The sequence below is a fragment of the Phyllobacterium sp. T2-21 genome, assembly GCF_055378485.1.
The window spans coordinates 488,933-513,198 of the sequence record NZ_AP027916.1 but is presented as its reverse complement, the minus strand read 5'-3'; the positions used below and the strand labels follow the sequence as shown (position 1 = coordinate 513,198).

Sequence of the window (24,266 nt, the reverse complement as noted above, 5' to 3'; positions counted from 1 at the left end):
CTGCACATCGCAGCGATATAGTTCTGTTACGCCTGTTTTCCCCGGAAAAGTCTCGTTTTGAAACACTCCTTTGACACGGTAGTAAAGAATTTCAAATTGCGCATAGAACTGGAAGCAAGTGCGCGCACCACAAAGAGCACAAAGTCCGGTCGACGCGTCGCTTGTCACGGCGCGGACCATCCACTCGGCGAACAATCTTCATGCCTTAAAGCGATCGAATGCTGTGAGCCGCTTGATCGGTGGATCTGCTTCATCCCAGTGATAGATTTCAGAACGCAGATAGCGTAGTTCATCGTCGAGGGCGTCCTCCGCAAGCTCGATCCACCATGATTTCAGCCGCCCATCACCGCCATCCGACCAGCGATAGCCGCGCGCCTTCAAGTGGTCCTTCATTTCGAATGGGCTGTTTTCGGCAAAGAGGCGAACGCGCGACCACTGGCTTGCCTCATAGAGTTCGGCAAATGGCGTTCGTCCCTGCGCTCCCCCCTCCTGTGCGAGGACTTCGAGTAAGGCAAAGCAGTCGTCGACCGCGCGATGGCCTTCATGGAAATAGCCCGCCTGCCCGATCAGATAACCAAGCTTTGTGCCCTCGAAGCCACGCACGCGCCAATCGATTTCGGAGGCCGAGCACGCCCAGGCTTTTCCGGCAAAAATGGGTGAGAACGCCTCGCAGAACGGCCGATCGAAACCAGCATTGTGCGCGATGACGAGATCGGCGGGCTCGACCATGGCTCGCAATTGATGGAGATCAATCATTTGGCCGGCGACCATTTCGTCCACGATGCCGGTAAGGCGGGTGATTTCCAATGGGATCGAAACGCTTGGCTGCTGCAATCCACCATAGATGCCGATGACATCGCCTATATTGCCAGTCTCGTCAAATGTGAATGCGACCACACCGATTTCAATAATCTCGTCTTTACGATAATTGAGGCCGGTGGTCTCTGTATCGAGGATCAGGCCCCGCAGTGGAAACCCCGGTTGCGCCGCGGTTGCGACTGAACGAGACTTAAGCTTCTTCAGGATACGGTACCGGCCCGTCTCCTCGAGATGCCGTACCATATCCTCGTCGCTCAACGCAGCCGTGGAATGGCGTTTCAGCGCTGGGGAACCAGTCACCTTCACAGGCTCTGCGTCGGGTGAAACAAACAGATCGAATTGCTGCGTCATTAGCTATCCCGGTTTCAGTTTCAGCTTCGCAGGCCGAGCACTCTCAGCCACACATCCACCTGTCCAAAAGCATCAAGTTGCCACTGGACAGGCGCGCGGTCACCGAGAATCTCGGTTTCAGCCACGAATTTTCGGACACTTGTCGGGCCATATCCCATCATGGCCAACAACACTTGTATGGACCATACGCTAGGCCCATTTGGCATTTCGATCATAGGATACTTAGTCATCCGTAATCTCATCGGGCCACAATTGCGCTCCATGCAGAATGCGCAAGACGCGAATTGCATGGTCAGTTACCGCGCATAGGCCGCGATGTAAGACGTTCGCGTAATGACAAGCTCTCGAGTGCCTGCGACTCTGCCAGGTCTTCCGCTCTCCGGGAAATCCACCAGACATCGAACGGCCAAACCGATCTGTTCGTCGACATGAATCGCAGCTATGGGATTTTCAGCTTCGATGTGATCGAATATCGCATCACGGTCAAAAAGAGCACACTGTGCCCAAATAAGTTTCCTCATTGATCAGAGGAAACCTTGCGAAGCGCAGTGCTGCGCCGTTTTACAAAATGGGCTTCGACATCAGTATCATCAAGAGCTTGCTGAACTTTTGCGCGAAACCATTCGTCATAGGCGTTGCTGTTACTGATCAACTCAAGAGGCAACGCTCCTTCCTTCGCAGTACGGGTCAACAAAATTCGAACTACGTCTGAGACTGTTAGCCCCATACCTTCCAGAACAGCTGTGGCACGTTCTTTCACGTCAGCGTCGATTCGTGTCTGAACCAATGCATTCGAAGCCATGACAGTTTCTCCTTTGCTCGGTCACAATGTAATGCAAATGCACGACATATACCAGATTGGATTTTGATCAGATTCTGGTTTTATACAAACTCGTAGAATGCGAGAAAATGATTGTTTGTTGGTTCCGCTAAATGGCATACTCACGGAGTGGACACGCGCCTTGACATGTGTCGACATCAGCCAGTTTTGATGATTTCGAAATAAGACAAACATTCCGCAATCACGGTTTCTGCCGCAGGATGCGAACCATAGCGTTATAGTTCTCCAATAGCGTGCACCAGTCTGCACCTTGCATCATTTACCAACTCAGAGAACCTGGAGTTGGCAACAATCAGCCTGACTTCATTGCCTTGTGGCCTGTTTTCGCTTCCACCAATATCCGGAAGTAAATCGGTTCCAGCTTTCGGATGTGGTCGCGGATTATGGTATCGACATAGGCGGGCTGCCACCACTCAGCCCGTTTGCTCAACAGATTGTAGGCTTCGTTGCGAGCCTCCAGATGCTCCGTATCGGACGTCAATTCCTCGTAACGCCCAGTGACGAGCACGCTCTGCCAATCATCGGTTGCGGATATGTGGTCGAACTCAACGCAGACCTTTGGATTGGCGCGCATCCATTCGACCTTTTTACCGAGCGTCGTGAAGGAATAAAGATAGCCGAGACGATAGACGAAGTTTAGCGGAACGATGTATGGCTGACCATCTCGGGCGCAGGCCAGGCGTCCGACCTTCGCCGTTTTCTCCAGTACCTCCATAATTTCGTACTGGTTCATTTCCCGAATGATCATGGAACCAACTCCTCGTGTGAATTCGGCTGAGGCTTCTGAAACGCTTTAACGCGCCATCAGGATTGGCAAACGCGCTTCATCGATCATCGACTTGGTGACGCCGCCGAAAATACGTTCCCGCATGCGCGAGTGCCCATACCCGCCCATGACAATCAGATCAGCGGCAATATCGGTCGCGTGCTGCAGTAGAACGCTGGCAATGGAATCGCCGCCGCTCGGCAGCCGGTCGACAATAATCTTGACCCCATGATGTGCAAGATAGGCCGCAATATCGGCACCTGGCTCGGCTCCATTGGCTATTGAACTCGTGTCCGGGTCAATCATTGTCACATGAACTTCTGATGCTGAAACCATGAAGTCGAGCGCTTCCCGGGCAGCGCGTGCACATTCCACACCGGAGTCCCAAGCCAACAGCACACATTTTGGTTTCAATGTCGGCTTGCTGTTCGTGGGAATGATGAGAATCGGACGGCCTGATTCAAACAGGCCGCCATCAATGGCCTTTGTCTTGAGCAATTCGTTTTCAAGCAGGTCAGATCCGATAAGCGTGACATCGGCATATCGGGCACGCCTGCCGATCAGGTGCCCAACCCTTGCAACTTCAGGATATTCATCGGTGACGGAGGCCGAAATATCGGCATCCCGAACGAGAACTTCAATCTCATCCACCCGCCGTATAAGCGCGTCCTGATCGTCCTGACGCTGTTGGAGCCACACATCGGCTGTACCGATGGGATAGTCGCCAATGGGCGGCAGTTCCGCCAGGGCAACAACCATCACCGAGAGTTGCGCATTCTGTTCGGAACAAAGCCCAATGGCAGTATTCAGATCATCGTTTGACTGATTGACGTCAACGACACTCAGCAAGGTTTGGAAGTGCATCGCGTTGCTCCAGATGGGATGGAAATGTTCATGCCGACATCGGTAGCAACAGGCTTCGGCTTTCACATTGCGCTGGATCAAACACACCGCAATTCCAGAATTTGATCCGCATCAATGCGGCTAATTCCAGCACTCGCGAGAATTGCGAAAGCCCGGAAAAAGTTCCGGACAGAAAGGGAGAACCATGACCATGAAGTTCCTGGTGCTTTATTCGAGTATTGAAGGCCAAACCCGCAAGATCGCTGAAGCCATAGCCAGTCATCTGGAAGCACAGCAGCATTCTGTCCTGTTAAGCGATGCCAACCAGGTTGGATTCGCCGACCCTGGGGTTGGCGATGCCATCATTTTGTGCGCGCCTGTTCACGGCGGACAGTACCCTGCTGCCTTTGTTCACTATCTCCGCAACTGGGCACAGGTTCTCAACGACATGCCGTCGGCCTTCATTTCCGTGTCGTTGTCTATCGCAAGCGCCGACGTCGGCGAGCAGCGGGAAGCCAAGAGCTACCCTGAAGAGTTTTCAAAGGAGACCGGCTGGCTTCCCTCAGCGACCCTCAATTGTGCCGGAGCACTCAAACATTCGGAGTATGACTATTTCAAAAAATGGATGCTCAAGAGAATTGCCACCGTTGAAGGCGGTCCCGTGGACACCCGACAGGACTATGAGCTGACCAACTGGACCGCAGTAAAATCTTTCATCGATTCATTCGTCCAAGTGGTGTCGTCAAAGGAAACTGCGAAAGCCATTTAACTGTGGTTCTGTCCGGCCAAGATATCCGGTTGCGAAAAATCTGTCCGCTTCGATCACCTATCGTCAAAGCGAGCAGAAACATTGCTCAAGCGTACATCTGCTAGCGCGTCATGAAGAGAGGCAAGGTTGGCGCTGCCAGCATTGACCTGGTTACACCACCAAACACGCGTTCATGCAGGCGCGAATGACCATAAGCCCCCATCACCAGCATATCCGCACCAAGCGTGGCTGCGTGTTCGTTGAGTATTTCGGCGATGGATTTGTACCCTGCCGGCAATTGATCAATCGTCAGATTGACGCCACGACGCTTCAGATAGACGGCAAGGCCCCCGTCCTGCCCAATCCTTTTCTCATGTCCAAAGGACATGTGACCCACGGTGCTGAGATGAACCTCATCCGCGCCAACAAGCATGTCGATTGCTTCATGGGTGGCGCGTACGGCCTCAATGCCTCCATCCCATGCCAGCACAATTTTCTTCGGATGGATCGTTGCCTTGCTTCCCGATGGCACGACAAGCGTTGGCCGGCTGGAGTGAAAGAGCGCGCCTTCGACGGCGGGCTCTCTTAGCTGAGGTTGCAGCATGAGATCGGGACCAATGACGATGAGGTCAGAATACCGCGCGCGCCTGCCGATCATGTCGTCAAGCCAATCCTTGTGCGAATATTCAGTATCGATATCGGCGGAAAGACCGTAAGCGTTTATGAGTGCCTTCACTTTCTCTTGACGTGTTTTGATCGAGGCGAGCTCGGCTTCCCGCTCCAACATCCACTCATTTGATGACAAAACGCCGTACCCGCCTATTGGCGTTGGCGCAACGCCAACAATAAGCACATTGAGATGGGCTTCTGCTTCAATGCACAGATTGATGGCCGCGATCAAATCCTGGTTGCATTCGTCTCTTCCGATGACACAGAAGACTGTTTTGCAAGACATGGCGACGCTCCTTGTTTGGCTTCACGCGTATCGCTCTTTGATAAAGGCGATTTCAAATCCGCTCCTTGCGCTGGATCAAAGCGTCTGGAGTTGCTCTCGGTAGACTTCACTTGAAACAAGGGAATATCTGCCATGTCTGAAACCAACGAAATCAACGCAAATTTCCGTCACGCACGCCTCGTCCTTGCCCGCGAGAAGGGTCATCCGGCGGGGGATGATGACGAGGGATATGACCTTCTGTTACCGCTCGACCAAGAGGGGCGTATCAATGCCAAGGAATGGAAAGAAAACCAAAGCGGCTGCCGGGTACGGCATTTTCGCACAGGCCAAGACGATCGGATCGGGCGATTACGGCGCAAACCGGGTGGCCAATGGTACTTCGATTATGCGGATGGCTCGCCCGGTGGTGAGACAGTCTTCCGCTTGAGCGAAGAACGTTTTGTTGCCGGCGAATATATCTCCATCCGGAGGGCGGGCGTCATGCACACTTACCGCGTTGCTTTCGTTGAAACGCCATGACATCTCCCGAAACAACGGCGCATTTGCGGCGACATCACCCCAGTAGAGAAGCCATCATGACCTACAGAACCATACTTGTGAATCTCAGCATCGACGAGAAGGCAGCCTCGTTGATCGAACTGGCCGTAGATCTGTCAAACAAGTTCAATGCTCACTTAATTGGATTCGCCGCCGCAGATATCATGCCGATGATCGCCAGTCCGGATGGAATGGGTGCGACCGGCGAAGTCATGCAGCTTGAGCGGGAGGATATCGAACGCCGGTTAAAAGAACTGAATAGGGAATTTCAGCGCATCTGCGGCCCCCTGCCAAGCCACGAATGGCGCGCAGACGTGGCCAATCCCACGCACTATTTGATCGAAACCGCTCGTGCTGCTGATCTGATCATAACGTCGTCCGTTTCAGAATCCATTTTTACAAATGGCAACAGGTCAACCAATCTAGCTAGTCTCGTGTTGCAAGCCGGCCGGCCGGTGCTGGTAGCGGCACAAACCACGCGGCGATTGTTTTCCAACACGGCACTTGTTGCATGGAAAGATACGCGCGAGGCACGACGAGCCGTCGTCGACGCCATACCATTGCTGTGCCAAGCGACAGACGTGATCGTCGCCACTGCTGACCACACCGGTGACGTTCTGGTCCGCGAAAGCCTGCAAGACGTTTTGGCTCTTTTGCTGCGTCACGGCATCCGAGCTCGTAGCGAAATCATCAATGATCGGGACGAAAGCGCTGCACTTCTCGCCTTTGCCGGATCAATTGAAGCCGAGCTCATCGTCTCGGGAGCCTATGGGCATAGCCGGGTGCGGGAATTCGTCTTTGGCGGCGTGACACGGTCGCTGTTGGAAAGGCACGACACCTGCAGGCTTATGTCGAGCTGAATGGCTGGCATCCTCATCCGCGTGTGGTGATTGCTATTGTAAATCAACAAATTTGCTGCTCTCTGACGGGATACTATATCGTTCCGCACATATGGCGACTGATAGCAAAATGCCCGCACGCGATATCCCAGGTTTTAAAGGCCGGCTCTTGCAAGCAGCCCTTTCCTCTCAATTTGAAGGAATAAGGGGCCACGTGCTTGCAGCCGTGGCCGTTGCCGGATCGTTTTTCGTCCGGCTGGCTCTGCAAGGGCTGTTGCAGGACCGCGCCATTTTCATAATGTTTGTTCCTGCCATCCTGATTACGTCAATTGCCGGGGGTATTGGCCCCGGATTATCGGCCGTCGGCTTATCGTTGGTCTGTGCGTTCTATATTGGTGGAATGCAGTTCAACGCGTCGGAAAATGCGATCGAGTTTGTCATTCTGATCATTATCGGCGTGGCGATTGCCTGGATGGGCGGACTACTGCACCGTGCCCGACGTGTCACCGACAAGACACTCAGCGAGCTTGATACACGCGAAGCGCACCTGCGGTCCATCCTGGATACCGTGCTGGACGCAACCGTCGTGATCGAGAAAAGCGGCACAATCACATCATTCAATGCCGCCGCCATCAGGCAGTTCGGATATTCTGAAACCGAAGTCGTCGGTCAGAATGTTCGGATACTCATGCCGGAACCTTACCGCCATGAACATGATGGTTATATCAATCGCTACATGGAAACCGGCGAAAAGCGGATCATCGGTGTGGACCGCGTGGTGGTCGGCCGCAGAAAGGATGGATCCACCTTCCCCATGAAACTGGCTGTCGGCGAATTCAAGTCGGGAGGCCAGAGCTATTTTACGGGGTTCATCCGGGATTTGACCGAACGCGAAGAATCTGCGGCCAGGCTTGAGGAAATTCAGGGGGAGCTGGCTCGAATGGCGCGGCTCAACGAACTTGGTGAAATGGCTTCGACTTTGGCGCATGAGCTCAATCAGCCGCTTTCTGTTATAGCAAATTACGCGCAAGGCTGTACCCGCCTCTTGCGGGATATGGACGATTCCGTCGCTTCGAAGATGCGCGACGCGTTGGAGGAAATGTCCCGGCAATCGCTCAGGGCCGGCCAGATAATCCGCCATCTTCGCGAATTCGTCACGCGAGGTGAAACCGAGAAGACCCCCGAAAACATTCGCGGGCTCGTTGAAGAAGCAGGAGCCTTGGCCCTCGTCGGGTCCCGCGAACGTGGAATGCGATCAGAATTCGAATTTGGAGCCAATGGCAAGCTTGTCGTGGCGGATAAAGTTCAGATTCAGCAGGTTCTGATCAATCTTATGCGCAATGCCATGGAGGCGATGCGTGATAGTCCCGTTCGTGAGCTGGTTGTGAGTACGTCTACAACTGGAAACGGCATGGTTGCCATCGAAGTTGCCGATACAGGACAAGGCATTTCGGATGAAATAGCCGCTCAGTTGTTCAAGCCATTTGTGACAACGAAGCCTGGCGGTATGGGCATCGGCCTTTCAATCTCAAAACGGATCGTTGAATCCCATGGAGGTGAGATTTCTGTGCGGCGAAACGAGAATGGCGGTGCTACATTCCGGTTCACACTTCCAGCACTTGAAGGCGAGACCCTGAATGGCAAACAGTGACTATATCGTGCACATCGTGGATGACGAGGAGGCGGTCAGACAATCCCTTGCATTCCTCTTGACAGTATCCGGGCACGCTGTCCGTTTGCATGACTCTGCCACGGTCTTTCTCACTTTGGCGCCTTCAATCCGCAATGCCTGCCTGGTAACGGACCTGCGGATGCCGGATATGAGCGGCGTTGAACTGTTGCGCAAGCTTCAGACCGCAGCCATCGACATTCCGTCGATCGTGATCACCGGGCATGGTGACGTGCCAATGGCCGTGGAAGCCATGAAGGCCGGCGCACTAGATTTTATCGAAAAGCCATTTGACGATCAAACCCTTCTTGATGCGATCGAACGTGCCGCGGCGCGGATAAGCCAAGTCCCTGCTCTCGAGGATAATGACGCCATTCATGCGCGGCTCGCGCAATTGACAGAACGTGAACATCAGATCATGGCGGGTGTCGTGCAGGGGCTTGCGAACAAGACGATTGCTTATGACCTCAAGATTTCGCCGCGCACCGTTGAGGTCCACAGAGCCAATGTGATGACAAAAATGCAGGCCAAAAGCTTGCCGGAGCTGGTCAGAATGGCGCTCAGTGTAAAATTCGGCAGCGAAGAGTGAATGACGCGCCCCACTTTTCGTTGATTTGATTTAGCGCAATGCCGGTATTTTCCCGAAACACTAGGCTCATTGACGCCGATTTTCCGGCAATCGATCAGAGATCGTGTTGTGAGGGAGTTCCTTGACCAATTTGAACCAGATATTGATCATCGCTCCCGATCGTGGATTTCGACAGTCCCTCGAATTCGCGCTGGAAGTCGAAGGTTTTAAGATCGCGTCCTATTCAACTCTGGAAGCAGCATCCGCAACACTCCAAACCGCGGCAAGCGCATGCGCGGTGATCGATGAAACAGCGCTCAAGAAGGGCTCGACATCATGGAACACCCTTCAAAATGGACCAATTCCCATCATTCTACTCGTTGACCGTGCGCACCCTTTTCCCGAAGTCGACTATGTCCGTTTTTTGATAAAACCAGTCTTTGGCAACGCGCTGATCACCGAAATCCGCAAGCTCATCGGTGGTGAGGCAGACAATTAGCACAGCCTCTACGGGAAAACCCGTAGGTACATAACCGAATTACGCCAGGCGGCCATTTGCAGGATGCTCCAATCATCAGGGAATTGGGAGATCATCATGTTCGCTTTCGCAACACCGCAAATGGCTGTAGACACGCAGGCCGCAACAATGGGTGTTCCGCTGCCCTTCGGTGCCAGGTGTCCCCAGCATACAAGCTTCTACGCGCCCGGATGCGAGATTTACGCTCAAGGTGAAGCCGCTACCCAGCTCTATCAAGTGGAGTTCGGAGCCGTTCGTGTTTACCGTCTGTTATCGGACGGGCGCAGACAAATCAGCGCGTTTTATATGCCAGGTGAAGTCTTTGGCTTTGAGGGCGATACAATCCACCACTTCTTTGCAGAAGCAATCATCGGCACCAGTATCCGCGGTTTCCGCGCGTCGCAGTTGAACGACGCCTCCCATATACTTCTGCCAATGACATTACGCGGGCTGACCCGAGCCCAGGAACATCTGCTGGTCCTTGGCCGCCAGACTGCGGCAGAGCGTGTTGCTGCCTTTCTCGTTGATATTGCCCGCCGTCAGGGTGGGCTCGATCAGATTGATCTACCGATGTCGCGCATGGATATTGGTGATTACCTCGGCCTGACCATCGAAACCGTGTCGCGGGTTTTCTCCAAGCTGAAAGAAAAAGGGATCATTGCCCTGCCTTCACTGCGCACGGCGGAAATCCTGAAATGGAATGCTCTTGAGGCCATGCGTGATTGACCCAAGATTAATGGCAAGAAAGACGTTATGATCATGCTTCCCTTTTTGCGGCGATTGATGGCACAGGCTCGAAGCGAGGATATGGAGTTTCAACTCGCCTGTATTTTGACCTTTGTCGCAGGCACGGTGAACGCTGGCGGCTTTCGCGCCGCGAACCAATAACTCATCTCTTGCGCCTGGAGAAACAATACACGATGTCATTTCCGCGCCTGCATTTTCACGGTGCTGCTCATTCGGTCACGGGATCCTGTTTCGAGATAGAAACGAGATCAGCGCGCATTCTTGTTGATTGCGGTTTATTCCAGGGTCCGAAATCCGAACGGGAGCTGAACTACAAGCCATTCCCTTTCGACCCAGCAAGGATCGACGCGGTTCTTCTGACACACGCGCACATTGATCACAGTGGGCTTTTGCCCAAGCTTGCTGGCAACGGTTTCAATAGTCGGATTTTTGCAACCAAAGCCACAATCGACCTTTGCTCTGTCATGCTGCCGGATTCGGCGCATATTCAGGAAACTGAAGTGGAGCAATTAAACCGCCGCAATACGCAACGCGGGCGTCCAACCGTTGATCCGATTTACACACAGGCCGACGCTGCAGCGTGCATGACCTTGTTTCGATCAGTTGAGTACAGGAGCTGGATCAACATCGTGCCTGGCATAAGGGCGCGCTATTGGAATGCCGGGCATCTGTTGGGATCCGCCTCCATCGAACTTGAAATAGCGCAGGATGTTGAAAATAATCCGATACATTTGATGTTTTCCGGAGATGTCGGCCCTGCTCATAAGCTGTTGCAGACCTCGGCCGAAGGGCCCCGCGATATCGACTACCTTGTCTGTGAGTCCACCTATGGCGACCGCGAACGTGGCGAAGTTTCATCGGATCAACGACGGGCCATTTTACTGGACGAAGTACAGATGGCTGTAAGGGCGAATGGGCCCCTTATCATCCCGTCCTTTGCTGTCGAACGCACCCAGGAACTATTGGTGGACCTTTTCCTGCTCATGAAAGCGGGAGATATTCCGCAAACAAATATCTTCGTGGATTCGCCGCTTGCGACACGCGCCAGTGAAATATTCGAACGGCATGCCGCAGAAATCGAACGCGGCGATGTCCTGTGCGAAGCGCTTAATGACGGTCATATCCGTTTCACCGAAACAGTGGAACAAAGCAAATCGATCAACCGAATTTCGGGTTTTTTCATCGTCATCGCTGCCAGCGGCATGTGCGATGCCGGCCGGATTCGCCACCATCTGAAAAACAATCTATGGCGGAAGAATGCGACAATTCTCTTGACCGGCTATCAGGCACAAGGCTCGCTCGGCCGAATTCTCCTCGATCAGGAGCCAAGCGTCCGCATCCAGGGCGAGGAGGTGCAGGTTAAGGCCAGAATACGTCAGCTTGACCTCTATTCCGGGCATGCCGATGCCACCGAACTCTGCGAGTGGATTCAAGGACGATTTCCTGTTTGGCAGAACATATTCCTGGTTCATGGGGAGGAAAGCAGCCTTCACGCCCTGAAAGACCGCCTTGGAAAACTGCACAACGCTCCCCATGTCGTGTTGCCGCAATTGGACGATGTTTATGAGCTTGGGCAACCAGAAGCCAGATTGATCGACAGCGAACATCCGCGCCGCTTGCAACCTGGCAAGGTTGCCCGTCTCGATTGGCACAATGATCTGACAAAGCTATTGCTTGACGTGAGCGACGCGGTTGGCAATGAAGCTGACGAACGCGGCAGATCTCTCATCATCCGTCGGCTGCGCAATGCTTTGAATGCCACCGAGCACGATCGGTCAGGTGCAAATTGAGATCGGCCCGGTGCCCACCGGCAGTCGTGATGCCGCTGGATCAGCCATCCAAGACGCCTCATCCAACTGTTATCCTGTCGTCGACCTTCTTGACACCCGGAGCGGACCAGGCTGCCCTTTCCGCTGCGATGCGCGCAAACCAGGCATTGACCTTTCCCTGCAACGTCACCATGCCGGCGTCATTCACGTCGACCTTGATAGATTCAGCATCCACTTGCGCAATGCGGCGCAGTGCATCCTCAATACGCCGCTTCACATCGAATGCGGACACATGCGGTTTGACTTCGATATAGTTGACCACATCGAATACGCCGGCAAGCCCGCGTATCGCTTCCATTGCGGCGATCTTCTGATAATGCCATTCCACTTTTCCGGTGAGCGTTACGCGACCATCCTGAACGCGCACCTGCACTGACTCGTTGGGGATTACGGTGTTCCAGCTGATGACATTGAGCGCTCTTTTCGCAATTTCATCGTCGGCCGTGCGATGGCTGCCCAAGGGCCTCACTTCGATTTCCTGAGCAATCCCTCGAACGCCCTTCACCCTGCAAACAGCGTCCGCCACCGAATTCTTTTCGCAATAGGTCGGTACATGCCCGGTTAAAGTTACAATGCCGTTCTCCACGGCCACGCCAATGCTGGCTGCATTGATGCTGGGTTCGTAGTCCAATTCGTCGATGATGTTTTGGCGCAAGGCGATGTCGTTCATATCCGTTCCTCTCGGTATCAAGGAGACGCAATTATTCTCCCTGTCGAGACAACAATGCCATTCCCGCTTGCCCAACGCATTGATTACAATCAATGCGTTGGGCAAGCGGGTGAGTTACGCGGAGGTGAGGAACGACAGGACTTCCCGGGCAACGGCATATTCTTCATCGGTTGACATCACAAGAACCTTCACAGTCGAGCCGCGCGCAGTAATGTCTCCCTCTCCTCTCCGGTTGCGCTCCTGGTCTATCTTAACGCCAAGCCATCCGGTCGCTGCACCGATCTTCTCGCGGATCAAGGAAGAATGCTCTCCTATACCAGCACAAAAAACCAGGGTATCGAAGCCGGCGAGCGATGCGGCCATGCATGCGATCTGCTGACTGGCACTGTACACAAAAAGATCAACGGCCTCCCTGGCCGACGGCTCCTTGGAGGCGAGCAAGACCTGCATATCACCCGATATGCCGGAAAGGCCCAACAGACCTGATCTATTGTACAGAAGTTCAACGATCTCCTCAGTGGGCATACGCTTCTCCTGCAGCATATGCAGCACCACGCCCGGATCAAGGGAGCCGCACCGTGTGCCCATTATCAGGCCATCAAGGGCCGAAAAACCCATGGTGGTCGCCGCGCTTACGCCCCTATGCATTGCGCACAAACTCGCGCCGCTGCCCAAATGCGCAACGATTGAACGCCCTCCCGCGTCGCTGCCATATTTTTCGCGCAGACGCCTTGCTATGAAGCCGTAGGATATTCCATGAAAACCATAGGAAACAATGCCTTGCTCTGCGAGGTCGAGAGGAAGACCATAGAGCTTGCCAATGCGTGGCCTGCTATGATGGAAAGCGGTGTCAAAGCAGCCATATTGCTGCGCTTGGGGGAGCGCTTTCATGGCCGCCGCTATAAGCTCGAGATTGCGCGGCTGATGCATGGGCGCAAGCGGGATAAACTGGCGCAAGCGTTCGACAACAGTATCATCAAGCACTGTCGCGCCTTCGAACACGCCACCGCCATGAACAATCCTGTGGCCAACCGCCCCCACAGAACGCAAATAACCGCGGTCGGACAGTTGTTCCAGCACCAGACTCATCGCCTCTTTGATATCGATGGCATCGCCAACGACCGGAACTTCAATGCTGTTCGCGCCCACACTTTCAGACAATTTCATCTTTGGCCTGGAATCCAGCGACGCGACACTGCCGCGAACGCGCACGGGTAAATCATCCTGCAGTTCAAAGATGGCAAACTTCAAACTGGATGAACCCGCATTGAGGACAAGTATCGAGCCCGGCATCAAACCGCTTCGCTTTGCAAGCGCGAACCCCACTTCCAATTGAGGATCTCCGGCATGTCTTCTCCGTGCACCCGGATATAGTCATGGTGCTCGAGCAGTTTGGCTTTCATCAATTCAGCCAGTTTTGCTCCCGATGAACGCGCTGCGCGAACCTTGTCGAGCACACTCAGAACAAGGTGATACCGATCCAGTTCGTTAAGAACCGTCATGTCAAAGGCGGTTGTCGTCGTCCCCTCCTCATTGTAGCCGCGGACGTGAAAGTTGTCATGATTGGTTCGCCGATAGGTCAGCCGATGAATCGTCCAGGGGTAACCGTGATAGGCAAAAATGACGGGTTTACTGTCTGTGAATACAGCGTCAAACGCAGCGTCGGAAAGGCCGTGCGGATGGCGTTCCTTGGGCTGCAATGCCATCAGATCGACGACATTGACCACCCTGACATTGAGCTGCGGCAAATGCTCCTTCAAAATACTGACAGCCGCCAATGTTTCGAGCGTCGGCACATCGCCTGCACATGCCATGACGACGTCGGGTTCGCCGCCATTTTCCGTTGACGCCCAGTGCCAGACGCCAAGCCCTTCCCGGCAATGAATCTTGGCCTGTTCAAGCGTGAGCCACTGCCAGAGCGGCGGCTTTCCAGCCACGATTATATTGATGCGATCCCACGTGCGCAGCACGTGGTCCGTCGTGCACAAGAGCGTGTTGGCATCCGGCGGCAAATAAACCCGTACGACATCGGCTTTCTTGTTCAGAGCTACATCAATGAACCCGGGATCCTGATGGCTGAACCCGTTGTGATCCTGATGCCAGACGTGACTGGTCAAAAGGTAGTTCAAAGATGCGATGGGCTGCCGCCAGGGAATGTCCCGGCTCGTATCCAACCATTTCGCATGCTGGTTGAACATGGAATCCACGATGTGAACGAAGGCTTCGTAACAGGAGAAGAACCCGTGCCTGCCGGTCAAAAGGTAGCCTTCGAGCCAGCCCTGACAGGTATGTTCGGACAAGATTTCCATGACCCGTCCGTTACGGCCAAGACTGGTGTCTTCAGGCAGTATCGACGCCATCCAGGCGCGATCCGTCACCTCGAACACGTTTTGCAGTCTATTTGAAGCGGTTTCATCCGGACCCATGATCCGGAAATTTCGGGTGTCAATATTTGCCGTCATCACGTCGCGCAGAAACGCCCCCATGACTTTTGTGGATTCGGCCTTGACGGTACCAGGTTGCGAAACATCAACGGCATGGTGCGCAAGATCGGGCATCTTGAGCATTGTTCGCAGCAATCCGCCGTTTGCATGCGCATTACATCCCATCCTGCGCGCGCCAAGCGGCGTTGTTGCGGTAATATCGGATACAGGTGCGCCTTCTGCATCAAAAAGCTCCTCCGGCCGATAGCTGTGCATCCACTCCTCGAGAATCTTCAGGTGCTTGGGATTGTCCGCCAACCCCGATAGCGGCACCTGATGCGATCGCCAGAATCCCTCGGTTTTCAGACCGTCGACTTCCTTTGGTCCTGTCCAGCCTTTGGGGCTGCGCAAGATGATCATCGGCCAGTTCGGACGTGTTGCGTAAGCATCGTAGTCTTGACGCGCATTCTCCTGAATGGATCTGATTTGCTGCATGGCTTCATCCATGGCATTTGCCATGAGCTGATGCATCGATGCGGGATTATCGCCCTCGACAAAAATCGGTTCATACCCATAGCCGACAAAGAGCGAACGAAGCTCCTCCTGCGGAATGCGGGCAAGAATGGTCGGGTTGGCAATCTTGTAACCGTTGAGATGCAGGATGGGCAGCACCGCGCCATCACGTTGCGGATTGAGAAATTTGTTTGAGTGCCACGCCGCTGCAAGCGGACCAGTTTCCGCTTCACCGTCACCGACAACGCAGGCGACAACCAGATCAGGATTGTCAAAGGCAGCGCCAAAGGCGTGGGAAAGGGAGTATCCAAGTTCTCCGCCTTCGTGAATGGATCCAGGAACGTCCGGCGCAGCATGGCTCGGTATTCCGCCGGGAAACGAGAACTGCCGAAAGAGCTTTCGCATGCCCTCTTCGTTTCGGCCAATGTCGGGATACCGGGCGCTGTAACTGCCCTCCAGATAGGTGTTTGCCACCATGGCCGGGCCGCCGTGCCCGGGGCCGCACACGTAAATGACGTTGGCGTCCATCGTCCGGATAATGCGATTGAGATGGGCATAGATGAAACTCAATCCCGGCGAGGTTCCCCAATGGCCCAATAGCCGCGGCTTCACATGCTCGATCTTCAGCGGCTTTCGCAGGAGCGGATTATCAAGCAGATAAATCTGTCCCACGGTCAGATAGTTCGCAGCGCGCCAGTATAAATCGATGTTTACCAACTCATCCGCGGACAAGCGTGCGGGAGCAATGTTCATAGCCGTTCCTTCCATCTCGATTCCGGGTATCCAAAGGGTACTGCCTTTGACGAAACTATCTGCATCAGCTCCTGGTGCCCTTGCTAAAGCCCCTGCCTGATCAATGCTTGGGCCTTGCGGGTCTCACAGGGCCCGATTTCCGGATTCAACACCTAAAGCGCACGCACTTTTATGACATTGCGCTGGATCAATCCTTGCAGCCGCGGGGCGAACTTCGCATCCGAGGCGTCTACTCTGGCTGGTATCCAGTTTCTTACCGCGTGGTACGCCACGAAGAATGGTGCCCTGAAGCGGGAAAAGTACCGTGACTTCGGCGCGGCAAACCTTCACCGGCGATTGTGTCAATGCTGGTTCAGTTGCTTGCGGACAATGATCAGAGAAGGATCGTCAGGATAGGCTTCAGCAACGAAGCCGAACTCGCGCTCAAGTTCGATTGCCGCATGATTTTCGCGGTTCTCAATCGATTCAAGGCTCTTGATGCCTTTGGCCTCGGCATACCGGGAAATATGACCAAGCAACTCCCAGCTCACTCCGTTACCCTTATTCTCCGCACGCACGGAGATTGCGACCTCTGCCTTATCGAGAGCGTCGTTGCAGGCCAACATTGCAGTGGCTATGATCGGGCCTCCCTTGTGAGAAAAAGCCAAAAAATTCTCTGTTCGAAGATGATCGACCTGAGCCAAGGCGACGAGGCGGTCATGCCCGACTTCCCGTATGCTTGACAAGAACCGGAATCGCAGATCCTCCGGTGTCACATGAGTGAAAAACTGTGCCAAGGCGGCTTCATCATCTGGTTGCGCAGGGCGTACGTGGAATGTGAATCCAGTACGCGTCGTCAAATCGCGGGTCCATGGATCTGTACTCATTTTCTTGCTCCTGAATGAACCTCCACCCACGGGTGTGCCCAATCTGTGTGGAGGGCTGTTGGGAGAGGTAATGTTCGAGCCACATCGTTGTCTTTTGCCCCGCTCAAGGCATTGATCTTGATCAATTCTCCGGCCTTGAAACAATGGCAATCGATATCACTAGTTCGGTATGAACATAAATACGGCTGCGGCCCCCATGATCAGGGTGGCGATCCAACCGAGAACAAGGAGCGAGCGGCTGGCGGTGTAAGAGCCCATGACGGACTTCTTTGAAACAAGCAGAATGATGACCACCATAAGCGGGACGGCCACAACGCCGTTGATTACGGCACTCCAGAGCAATGCTTTCATAGGGCTTATCGGTGAATATTGAATGATGAGCCCTGCGAGCACACTAATGGCGATCACCCCGTAAAATCCGCGGGCGTCCTGTGCCTTCAGTTCCAATCCGGATTTCCAGCCCATCGCCTCGGAAAGAGCATAGGCCGCCGAGCCCGCCAGAACCGGTACGCCGATCAAACCGACACCCAGGATGCCGAGTGCAAAGAGAAGATAGGCGAAGTTTCCCGCCAGCGGCTTCAATGCGCTGGCTGCTTGCGCGGCAGTCTCGATATTGGTTACGCCTGCCACGTTCAGTGTCACGGCAGTCGCCAGAATAATGAAGTAAGCCGTGATATCGGAGTACAGCATGCCGCTCCAGGTGTCCCACCGGATCCGGTTGAGCTCCGTCATTGCGGCAGGTGTATCGGAAGTGAGCAACGCATGTCCATGCCTTGCCTGCATATCCTCAACCTCCTCAGAGGCCTGCCAGAAGAAGAGATAGGGACTGATGGTTGTGCCGAAAACACCAACGACCATGGCCGCGGCACTGGCATTCCAAGTCAGCGTTGGCCAAATTGTACGAAAGGCCACTTGGCTCCATGGAACATGGACCGTGAACAACACGGCGGCATAGGCCAAAAGCGAGAGCGTCAGCCACTTCAGAAACGAGACATAACGGTGGTAGGGAATGAAGACCTGAAGCAACAAAGTCCCAATGACGAAGAAAGCTGTCATTAGATGACGATCGACGCCGCTGACGAGTTCAGCGACTTCGCCCATGGCTGCAACATCGGCGGCAATGTTAAGAATGTTGGCGATCAGCAGTAAGAATACAACGCCTTGAAGAACAATGGGCGGAAAAGCTGACTTGATGTTGGCCGCAAGACCCTTTCCGGTCACACGGCCGATGCGGGCGCACATGGACTGAACTGCCGCCATCAACGGGAAGGCGACCGGCATGGTCCAAAGCATGTTCAGACCAAATTGCGCCCCTGCCTGTGAGTAGGTAGCGATACCGCTGGGATCGTCGTCGGCAACACCTGTAATAAGCCCTGGACCGACGCGTGATAAGGGATGCTCCTTGAGGCGAGCCCAAAGAGTTTGAAGATTGCTTGCCGGCCGAGGTTCATTGCACTCATGAACCATGGCCCATCTCCATCCGGCCCAATGCCACGCTCCCTTAAGGGTCTGCCGCGCTGATTATGAAATCGCCGTACAGAGAATATCGCTGCAAACGATCGCGACATTGTTCTGGATCAAACAAATGCGCTCGATTTACTGACCCCTCCTTTCGCACAGTCGGCTCCTCAAATGGGGACACAAAAAGATCGCCGCTAAATCCTATTGAACGTTAGGCGAACTGTGGAAAATGTCAGATGTGTGCAAACTGGAAAGTCGTGAGATAACGATCATTTGATCGCACTGCGATTGACTCGTGAGTTGGAGTGAACCCGGCTAAGATCCGGAAACAGGACGGCTGCGAAGCTTCAATACAGTCTCCCGTTCTGCACGTCTGCAGACCTGAGGCGGAAGACCGCGCAGCACCAACTCAGTGTCTGCAACGACCAAGCGACCAATGTCGAAGAAGCTCTCGGCCATACCTCCGCTTCGGTGGCTCGAAAGAATGACGCCGTTCATTTTCCTGATCGGTGCATCCGACGGCAGCGGTTCAACGGGAAAAACGTCAATGCCTGCACGGATGCGTCCTTCGCCGATAGCGTCCTCCAATGCCGAAAAATCGATAATCCCCGCCCTGCTCATCAACAGGAGAATGGAACCACGCTGCATTCTTTCCAGTTCTTTGGCCCCGATGAAGCCTTGGTTTTCGACCGTCGATCCAGCAAAAAGAAAGACAATCCGAGAGCGCGAGAGAACCTCGTCAAGCGTGGACGGCACACAGTCCCTCTCCATAATTACCCGCTCCGAAAGCCAAGGATCATACGCTCGTACTTTGCATCGGAACGGCACAAGCATACGCCGCAAGGCAGTGCCGAGATCGCCGAGCCCGACGATGCCTACGTTGGACCCGGTGAGCAGAAAGCTGTCTTTGTTACTTGCCAGACCCCAAGATTCCGAAGCCGTGCGAAACATTTCGTGCGTCGACGTAATCTGCCTTGCCAAGTCCATAGCCATTCCAAAGGCCGTTTCTGCAACAGCCGTCGCATACACCGGGCTAACGTTTAACACGTGGATGCCGCGCTCCAGACAATAGCCGTAATCTACATTAGGAAAAAAATTGCCTTCCACATTGAAGACCGCCTTCAATTTAGGCATTTTTGAGAGGCGGTCAGATGGCAGGTCGATCTGGCCTATGACAATTGTGGCCTCCGCCAGATCAGTGGCAAGCTCAGTGTCGCCAAGCCGCTGGCCGTCGGCATGGATCCTGACGCGCCCCAAACTACGCAGCTTCTCCATTACTGCAGGTTCGAAGATCATCGCCACGGTTCGCGGCTCCGGATCGGCAATAAGTATCAATGGATGATGTTCCGACATTTTTTCCCTTGCTTTCCGATTGGTGGCTGGGGTCAAACAACGAGCTTGCAACTGCGCCATTGATCGCACTGACTCGATTCGAACGCTGCTTCAATGAACCTCACTCCCTTCGCGCCATCGAGTGCCGTGGGATAGGCCAAAAGATCCGGGTTTAGCTGGACGCCCAATCTGCGGGCATCCACCGCTACGGCAATTTCGGTATAAAGATTGGCCCAGGCATCGGTGAGCGCCTCAGGGTGCCCTCTCGGCATGCGCACGAACCGCACCGCGGCGGGTTTCATGCCGCCGCCATAACCCCGGCTGATCACTTGAGTTGGCTCGTCGATGCGGGTGAAATTAAGATACTCGGGGTTTTCCTGCTGCCATTCCATACCACCCAATGTACCGAACACCCGCAGGCGTAGTCCACAGTGCGTGCCGGCAGCTGCCTGAGAAACCATCAACGTTCCGGGGATGCCACCTTCAAATCGTACGTGCATGAACGCGGTGTCCTCGAGCTTCTTCGGCTTACCAGACACATGGAAGTCAGCGCGTACGCTTTCCAAGTCTTTGTCCGTCACAAATGCGGCCAAGTGCGCGGCGTGCGTGCCGATGTCGCCCACGGTGAAGGTAGGACCGACCTTGTCTGGATTCAATCGCCATGGCACACCGTCACTACCCTCGTCCGTCAGTGAAACAGCCCATTCCTGAAAATACTCGACGTGGACTTGTTTGATCTCCCCAATCTCGCCTGCGCGGACCATCTCCCGGAATTGCCGAACCATCACGTGTGAGGCATAGGCATATGTCACTCCGAAGACCAATCCGGTTTGCTGTTGTCGCCGAACAAGATTGAGGGCTTCTGCGAGATTGGTGGTGAGGGGCTTGTCGCAAATAATGTCGATTCCGCCATCCATGAAAGCAAGTGCGACATCATGGTGCAGATGGTTGGGAGTGGCTATGACGACGGCATCTATGCCGTCCTCCCGTCGCGCCTCCTTTACCGCCATGTCTCTGTAGTCGGTGTAGATGCGGTCCTTGGATAACATCCACGCCCTGCCGGACCGCAAGGCTCGCTCCGGCTCAGATGAAAGCGCTCCGGCAACAATTTCCCAGCGGTTCGACAACCGCGCCCCGTTCGCATGAACCTGCCCGATTAGAGCCCCTTGGCCGCCGCCGACAAACCCCAAACGCAAGCGTCTGGAAGGTAGGGGGAAGGCCTGACCTTGAACCGTATCGCTCATATGTTTGCTCACTCTCAATCAGGTTGCTGTAGCAGATTGGGGCACACCCTCCGGCGTGCCCCGGATCAACCTCATTTATATTGGTCGGCATTGTCCTTGGTGACGAGCACCGTGCCGGTATCAATCACCAAAGGCACTTGCTTGCCGGCCTTGAGATCAATAAGCGTTTGGATCCCCAGACCACCGATTTTCTTGGGCGCTTGCGCGATGGATGCCGTCATCTCGCCCGCAAGAATAGACGTTGCCGCATCGGGATTGGCATCGTAGCCGACAACCATGACGTCCTTTAGTTTTGCCGCGGCCTTCAAGGCTTCGACAGCGCCGAGCGCCATGTTGTCATTGGATCCAAAAATGCCTTTGATGTTGGGGTTACCAGCTAAGATACTTTCGGTCACCGAAAGACCCTTTGCCCTATCCCATTCCGCCGTCTGCTGGGCTACAATCTTTAACCCGCAAGCTTCGAACGCGGCTTTGGATCCACCCGCGCGGTCCACTCCATTGGTCGTGCTCATAATTCCTTGAAGAATCGCCACCTCCGAACCCTTTGGAAGGTTCTTGCACATATATTCGCCTGCAAGTTTGCCGCCTTCCAAGTTATTGGTCCCGATGAACGGGACCCCTTCGTTGGTACCGGCACCGTCGACAAACACCGTCTTGATGCCGGCAGTCTTTGCCGACTCTATGACCTCTGCGAGGGAATTCGGATCGGTCGGCGCAAGGGCGATACCGTCGACTTTTTGAGCGATCAAATCTTCCAGCTGGTTGATTTGCGACTGCACGTCGGTTTCAGCAGGCGGCGCAACGACAATTACATCGACGCCCAACTCCTTGCCCTTGGCCTTGGCGCCCTCCTCAACCGCAGCCCAATAGGGGTTTCCCGCACCGGGGCCTTTCATGCTGAGGACGAACTTGTCTGCATGTGCGGTTCCGGCCAACGCGAATACACAAATTCCCGCGAGCAACATTTTCTTCATTTGATAGGTCCTCCCGACCATAGCGTCCCCTGAATACAAGCGCCCGTCAGGAGACGGAACGGGCTGTTTCGTGTTCAAAAACGTCCACGATCAACTGCGGACTCCGGCACGGCGCCTTAGGACATCGATGTAAACGGCAAAAATGATGACGAACCCGATTAGGATCATCTGCCAAAACGCGCTGACATTGTTGATGTTAAGTCCATTGCGCAGAAGTCCCATGATCAGGACGCCGGCCAATACGCCGAGGACTGTCCCTCGTCCGCCAAAAAATGATGCGCCTCCGATAATGACAGCCGCTATCGCATCCAGCTCAATACCAATGCCCGCATTGGGGAACCCGCTGTCGGTTCGGCCGGCAAGCAAGAGGCCCGCAAGGCCGGCAAAAAAGCCGCAGATCATGTAGACCAGCACCAGAATCCGATCGACATTGATGCCGGACACACGGGCAGCGTGTTGATTTCCTCCGATAGCGTAGATGTGCCTCCCGACATTTGTACGTGCCAGAAAATACCAGAGGCCAATAGCGCATACAGCGACAATAACAAGGCTGGCTGGCAAGCCAGCAGGCGGCGCGAAAATGCCAAAATCGAAATACTTGACGCCGAGATAGCGCACTTCGGGTTGAAGTCCGGAAACCGGTGCCCCAGCAGTGACGAGATAGGTTAGGCCCCGCGCAATGTTGAGCGTGCCGAGGGTCATGATAAACGGATGCGGCAGTTTGAGCCACGTCAACCCTACCCCGTTTATCCATCCGACCGTCAAGCCTATTGCCGGTCCGATAAGAAGGCATAGCGGCCAAGCGATTCCTGCCTTACTGGCGATAGCAATGCACACCATTGACAGGCCCATCGTGGAGCCCACGGAAAGGTCAATGCCGGCCGTGACGATGACGACGAGCATCCCGAGAGCGAGCAGCGCCAGCGATGCGTTCTGCTTAAGAATATTCGTTAAGTTCTGGGAAGTGAGAAACACGTCCGGTTTTATCGTCGCAAGTCCGATCATCATGGCGATGACGACGAACACGATCCCGTAGGTTTCCATGAAAGAAGCGAGTTTCGGGCTGTAGATCATTTCACTGCACTCTGTCGTGAGCTAGCTGATCATGGTGACCTTTGGTCCCCATGATCCAACCGATTACTTCGTTGCGGGTGGTTTCACCGAGGGGGGCTTCGGCAAAATTCGTGCCTTGAAAGAGTGCAATGACGCGATCGCAGCAGTAGAAAATGTCGTCCATGCGATGGGAAATGATGATGACCGCTACGCCGTGCTCTTTGAGCGACCGTATGAGATCAAGTACCTTTCCGACCTCTTTTATCGCCAACGCCGCAGTGGGCTCGTCCATGATCACAAGTTTCGCATCGAATGCCGTTGCGCGAGCTATGGCGACCGCCTGTCGCTGGCCGCCGCTTAAATTTTCGGTGTTCTGGTCAATCGATTTTACATGGATTTTCAGCTTATCGAGATGCGCGGCTGCCATCTCCCGCGCTTTGGCGTGGTCCACGATGGTGAGCGACCCAAACTTGAGGCCAGGCTCGCGGCCAAGATAAATGTTTTCGTAGATGGGAAGGTTCCCGGCGAGAGCGAAATCTTGATATACCATCTCTATGCCCAGGTTCCGGGCGTCACGTGGACTCGTGAATTTAACCGGGTAACCTTGGTAAATGAGTTCGCCTTCGCTCGGCACATAGAGCCCCGAGAGTATTTTCATCAAAGTTGACTTGCCAGCTCCATTGTCGCCAACGACACCGAGCACCTCTCCTTCCCCTATGTGAAAATTAACATCGTGAAGCGCTGTTATAGCTCCAAAATATTTTGATATGCCCCTTGCCTCGAGAAGCCGTGACCCATTTGCGGGAACATTAGCCATTTATTCCTCCCTTGATACTTCGGTGCAAACCGAACGACTGCTGTTCACACCATAACGATGCAGACCAATCTCTAGACAATGCGGTCAAGTGAGACAGCGAAGACACCAGCGGTCCCGCCGTCCCCACTTTC

The 24,266-nt window shown here is 54.3% G+C and carries 24 protein-coding genes and 2 pseudogenes; 9 read left to right on the top strand and 17 right to left on the bottom strand.

Features of this window, described 5'->3' with window-relative positions; genetic code table 11:
• Window positions 1–198: 198 nt before the first annotated feature.
• The 6 genes and pseudogenes from ACZ5FP_RS27290 to ACZ5FP_RS27265 all read right to left on the bottom strand — a co-directional run bounded on the left by ACZ5FP_RS27290 (window position 199) and on the right by ACZ5FP_RS27265 (window position 3,722).
• On the bottom strand, window positions 199–1,170 hold the full coding sequence (locus ACZ5FP_RS27290) for a 3'-5' exonuclease (protein ID WP_464665131.1): 972 nt from the start codon (window positions 1,168–1,170) through the stop codon (window positions 199–201).
• A gap of 20 nt (window positions 1,171–1,190) precedes the next feature.
• Window positions 1,191–1,325: pseudogene (locus ACZ5FP_RS27285) on the bottom strand (hypothetical protein); the annotation flags it as partial.
• A gap of 67 nt (window positions 1,326–1,392) precedes the next feature.
• Window positions 1,393–1,691: pseudogene (locus tag ACZ5FP_RS27280) on the bottom strand (type II toxin-antitoxin system RelE/ParE family toxin).
• Entirely contained in the window at window positions 1,688–1,972 is a 285-nt protein-coding gene (locus ACZ5FP_RS27275; protein WP_464665130.1) for a type II toxin-antitoxin system RelB/DinJ family antitoxin, read from the bottom strand. The pseudogene ACZ5FP_RS27280 and the gene ACZ5FP_RS27275 overlap by 4 nt, the downstream one beginning before the upstream one ends.
• Before the next feature lie 331 nt (window positions 1,973–2,303).
• Window positions 2,304–2,759, bottom strand: a complete 456-nt coding sequence (locus ACZ5FP_RS27270) for a pyridoxamine 5'-phosphate oxidase family protein (RefSeq protein WP_464665129.1) — start codon at window positions 2,757–2,759, stop codon at window positions 2,304–2,306.
• Window positions 2,760–2,804: 45 nt separating this feature from the next.
• The gene (locus tag ACZ5FP_RS27265) at window positions 2,805–3,722 is read right to left on the bottom strand and encodes a universal stress protein (RefSeq protein ID WP_464665128.1); all 918 of its coding nucleotides are present in this window, start codon (window positions 3,720–3,722) and stop codon (window positions 2,805–2,807) included.
• A 103-nt stretch (window positions 3,723–3,825) separates the two neighbouring features.
• On the opposite strand from ACZ5FP_RS27265, the gene ACZ5FP_RS27260 reads away from it, so the two are divergent.
• Window positions 3,826–4,389: a flavodoxin domain-containing protein gene (locus tag ACZ5FP_RS27260; protein ID WP_464665127.1), complete on the top strand. Its 564-nt coding sequence runs from the start codon at window positions 3,826–3,828 to the stop codon at window positions 4,387–4,389.
• Between the two features lie 100 nt (window positions 4,390–4,489).
• Here ACZ5FP_RS27260 and ACZ5FP_RS27255 read toward each other — a convergent pair whose 3' ends face one another.
• The gene (locus ACZ5FP_RS27255) at window positions 4,490–5,323 is read right to left on the bottom strand and encodes a universal stress protein (protein ID WP_464665126.1); all 834 of its coding nucleotides are present in this window, start codon (window positions 5,321–5,323) and stop codon (window positions 4,490–4,492) included.
• A gap of 132 nt (window positions 5,324–5,455) precedes the next feature.
• Between ACZ5FP_RS27255 and ACZ5FP_RS27250 the strand changes: the two genes are divergently transcribed.
• The 8 genes from ACZ5FP_RS27250 to ACZ5FP_RS27215 all read left to right on the top strand — a co-directional run bounded on the left by ACZ5FP_RS27250 (window position 5,456) and on the right by ACZ5FP_RS27215 (window position 11,990).
• The gene (locus ACZ5FP_RS27250) at window positions 5,456–5,842 is read left to right on the top strand and encodes a hypothetical protein (RefSeq protein ID WP_464665125.1); all 387 of its coding nucleotides are present in this window, start codon (window positions 5,456–5,458) and stop codon (window positions 5,840–5,842) included.
• 56 nt (window positions 5,843–5,898) lie between these two features.
• Window positions 5,899–6,720, top strand: coding sequence for a universal stress protein (locus ACZ5FP_RS27245; RefSeq protein WP_464665124.1), 822 nt, complete (start codon window positions 5,899–5,901; stop codon window positions 6,718–6,720).
• A 109-nt stretch (window positions 6,721–6,829) separates the two neighbouring features.
• Window positions 6,830–8,350, top strand: coding sequence for a PAS domain-containing sensor histidine kinase (locus tag ACZ5FP_RS27240; RefSeq protein ID WP_464665123.1), 1,521 nt, complete (start codon window positions 6,830–6,832; stop codon window positions 8,348–8,350).
• Window positions 8,337–8,957 carry a response regulator FixJ gene (gene fixJ / locus ACZ5FP_RS27235; protein ID WP_464665122.1) on the top strand — a complete coding sequence of 207 codons (621 nt, stop codon included), beginning with the start codon at window positions 8,337–8,339 and terminating at the stop codon, window positions 8,955–8,957. The genes ACZ5FP_RS27240 and fixJ overlap by 14 nt, the downstream gene beginning before the upstream one ends.
• 121 nt (window positions 8,958–9,078) lie before the next feature.
• The gene (locus ACZ5FP_RS27230; protein ID WP_464665121.1) at window positions 9,079–9,435 is read left to right on the top strand and encodes a transcriptional regulator; all 357 of its coding nucleotides are present in this window, start codon (window positions 9,079–9,081) and stop codon (window positions 9,433–9,435) included.
• Between the two features lie 96 nt (window positions 9,436–9,531).
• Complete coding sequence (locus ACZ5FP_RS27225) at window positions 9,532–10,179, top strand: helix-turn-helix domain-containing protein (protein ID WP_464665120.1); 648 nt, start codon at window positions 9,532–9,534, stop codon at window positions 10,177–10,179.
• Window positions 10,180–10,206: 27 nt separating this feature from the next.
• The gene (locus tag ACZ5FP_RS27220) at window positions 10,207–10,341 is read left to right on the top strand and encodes a hypothetical protein (protein WP_464665119.1); all 135 of its coding nucleotides are present in this window, start codon (window positions 10,207–10,209) and stop codon (window positions 10,339–10,341) included.
• Window positions 10,342–10,373: 32 nt separating this feature from the next.
• A complete protein-coding gene (locus ACZ5FP_RS27215; RefSeq protein ID WP_464665118.1) occupies window positions 10,374–11,990 on the top strand; it encodes an MBL fold metallo-hydrolase RNA specificity domain-containing protein in 1,617 nt (538 codons plus the stop codon).
• A 58-nt stretch (window positions 11,991–12,048) separates the two neighbouring features.
• Here ACZ5FP_RS27215 and ACZ5FP_RS27210 read toward each other — a convergent pair whose 3' ends face one another.
• From ACZ5FP_RS27210 to ACZ5FP_RS27165, 10 genes are all read right to left on the bottom strand, one after another.
• Window positions 12,049–12,699 (bottom strand): BON domain-containing protein, encoded by a 651-nt coding sequence (locus ACZ5FP_RS27210; RefSeq protein WP_464665117.1) that lies wholly within the window; start codon window positions 12,697–12,699, stop codon window positions 12,049–12,051.
• 114 nt (window positions 12,700–12,813) lie between these two features.
• Window positions 12,814–14,025, bottom strand: a complete 1,212-nt coding sequence (locus ACZ5FP_RS27205; RefSeq protein WP_464665428.1) for an acetate/propionate family kinase — start codon at window positions 14,023–14,025, stop codon at window positions 12,814–12,816.
• A complete protein-coding gene (locus ACZ5FP_RS27200; protein ID WP_464665116.1) occupies window positions 13,992–16,388 on the bottom strand; it encodes a phosphoketolase family protein in 2,397 nt (798 codons plus the stop codon). The genes ACZ5FP_RS27205 and ACZ5FP_RS27200 overlap by 34 nt, the downstream gene beginning before the upstream one ends.
• A gap of 341 nt (window positions 16,389–16,729) precedes the next feature.
• On the bottom strand, window positions 16,730–17,254 hold the full coding sequence (locus tag ACZ5FP_RS27195; protein WP_464665115.1) for an N-acetyltransferase family protein: 525 nt from the start codon (window positions 17,252–17,254) through the stop codon (window positions 16,730–16,732).
• Window positions 17,255–17,413: 159 nt separating this feature from the next.
• Window positions 17,414–18,721, bottom strand: a complete 1,308-nt coding sequence (locus tag ACZ5FP_RS27190) for an NRAMP family divalent metal transporter (RefSeq protein WP_464665114.1) — start codon at window positions 18,719–18,721, stop codon at window positions 17,414–17,416.
• Window positions 18,722–19,030: 309 nt separating this feature from the next.
• Window positions 19,031–20,068, bottom strand: coding sequence for a hydroxyacid dehydrogenase (locus ACZ5FP_RS27185; protein WP_464665113.1), 1,038 nt, complete (start codon window positions 20,066–20,068; stop codon window positions 19,031–19,033).
• Window positions 20,069–20,100: 32 nt separating this feature from the next.
• The gene (locus tag ACZ5FP_RS27180; RefSeq protein ID WP_464665112.1) at window positions 20,101–21,291 is read right to left on the bottom strand and encodes a Gfo/Idh/MocA family protein; all 1,191 of its coding nucleotides are present in this window, start codon (window positions 21,289–21,291) and stop codon (window positions 20,101–20,103) included.
• Between the two features lie 71 nt (window positions 21,292–21,362).
• A complete protein-coding gene (locus tag ACZ5FP_RS27175) occupies window positions 21,363–22,265 on the bottom strand; it encodes a sugar ABC transporter substrate-binding protein (protein ID WP_464665111.1) in 903 nt (300 codons plus the stop codon).
• A gap of 90 nt (window positions 22,266–22,355) precedes the next feature.
• The gene (locus ACZ5FP_RS27170) at window positions 22,356–23,339 is read right to left on the bottom strand and encodes an ABC transporter permease (RefSeq protein WP_464665110.1); all 984 of its coding nucleotides are present in this window, start codon (window positions 23,337–23,339) and stop codon (window positions 22,356–22,358) included.
• A gap of 1 nt (window position 23,340) precedes the next feature.
• Window positions 23,341–24,135 carry an ATP-binding cassette domain-containing protein gene (locus tag ACZ5FP_RS27165; protein WP_464665109.1) on the bottom strand — a complete coding sequence of 265 codons (795 nt, stop codon included), beginning with the start codon at window positions 24,133–24,135 and terminating at the stop codon, window positions 23,341–23,343.
• Window positions 24,136–24,266 lie beyond the last annotated feature (131 nt).

Bases quoted from the DNA above. Each gene is read 5' to 3' on its own strand.
- ACZ5FP_RS27290 (WP_464665131.1), bottom strand. From the start codon at position 1,170: ATGACGCAGCAATTCGATCTGTTTGTTTCACCCGACGCAGAGCCTGTG.
- ACZ5FP_RS27275 (WP_464665130.1), bottom strand. From the start codon at position 1,972: ATGGCTTCGAATGCATTGGTTCAGACACGAATCGACGCTGACGTGAAA.
- ACZ5FP_RS27270 (WP_464665129.1), bottom strand. From the start codon at position 2,759: ATGATCATTCGGGAAATGAACCAGTACGAAATTATGGAGGTACTGGAG.
- ACZ5FP_RS27260 (WP_464665127.1), top strand. From the start codon at position 3,826: ATGACCATGAAGTTCCTGGTGCTTTATTCGAGTATTGAAGGCCAAACC.
- ACZ5FP_RS27255 (WP_464665126.1), bottom strand. From the start codon at position 5,323: ATGTCTTGCAAAACAGTCTTCTGTGTCATCGGAAGAGACGAATGCAAC.
- ACZ5FP_RS27250 (WP_464665125.1), top strand. From the start codon at position 5,456: ATGTCTGAAACCAACGAAATCAACGCAAATTTCCGTCACGCACGCCTC.
- ACZ5FP_RS27245 (WP_464665124.1), top strand. From the start codon at position 5,899: ATGACCTACAGAACCATACTTGTGAATCTCAGCATCGACGAGAAGGCA.
- ACZ5FP_RS27240 (WP_464665123.1), top strand. From the start codon at position 6,830: ATGCCCGCACGCGATATCCCAGGTTTTAAAGGCCGGCTCTTGCAAGCA.
- fixJ (WP_464665122.1), top strand. From the start codon at position 8,337: ATGGCAAACAGTGACTATATCGTGCACATCGTGGATGACGAGGAGGCG.
- ACZ5FP_RS27225 (WP_464665120.1), top strand. From the start codon at position 9,532: ATGTTCGCTTTCGCAACACCGCAAATGGCTGTAGACACGCAGGCCGCA.
- ACZ5FP_RS27220 (WP_464665119.1), top strand. From the start codon at position 10,207: ATGATCATGCTTCCCTTTTTGCGGCGATTGATGGCACAGGCTCGAAGC.
- ACZ5FP_RS27215 (WP_464665118.1), top strand. From the start codon at position 10,374: ATGTCATTTCCGCGCCTGCATTTTCACGGTGCTGCTCATTCGGTCACG.
- ACZ5FP_RS27210 (WP_464665117.1), bottom strand. From the start codon at position 12,699: ATGAACGACATCGCCTTGCGCCAAAACATCATCGACGAATTGGACTAC.
- ACZ5FP_RS27200 (WP_464665116.1), bottom strand. From the start codon at position 16,388: ATGAACATTGCTCCCGCACGCTTGTCCGCGGATGAGTTGGTAAACATC.
- ACZ5FP_RS27195 (WP_464665115.1), bottom strand. From the start codon at position 17,254: ATGAGTACAGATCCATGGACCCGCGATTTGACGACGCGTACTGGATTC.
- ACZ5FP_RS27190 (WP_464665114.1), bottom strand. From the start codon at position 18,721: ATGGTTCATGAGTGCAATGAACCTCGGCCGGCAAGCAATCTTCAAACT.
- ACZ5FP_RS27185 (WP_464665113.1), bottom strand. From the start codon at position 20,068: ATGTCGGAACATCATCCATTGATACTTATTGCCGATCCGGAGCCGCGA.
- ACZ5FP_RS27180 (WP_464665112.1), bottom strand. From the start codon at position 21,291: ATGAGCGATACGGTTCAAGGTCAGGCCTTCCCCCTACCTTCCAGACGC.
- ACZ5FP_RS27175 (WP_464665111.1), bottom strand. From the start codon at position 22,265: ATGAAGAAAATGTTGCTCGCGGGAATTTGTGTATTCGCGTTGGCCGGA.
- ACZ5FP_RS27170 (WP_464665110.1), bottom strand. From the start codon at position 23,339: ATGATCTACAGCCCGAAACTCGCTTCTTTCATGGAAACCTACGGGATC.
- ACZ5FP_RS27165 (WP_464665109.1), bottom strand. From the start codon at position 24,135: ATGGCTAATGTTCCCGCAAATGGGTCACGGCTTCTCGAGGCAAGGGGC.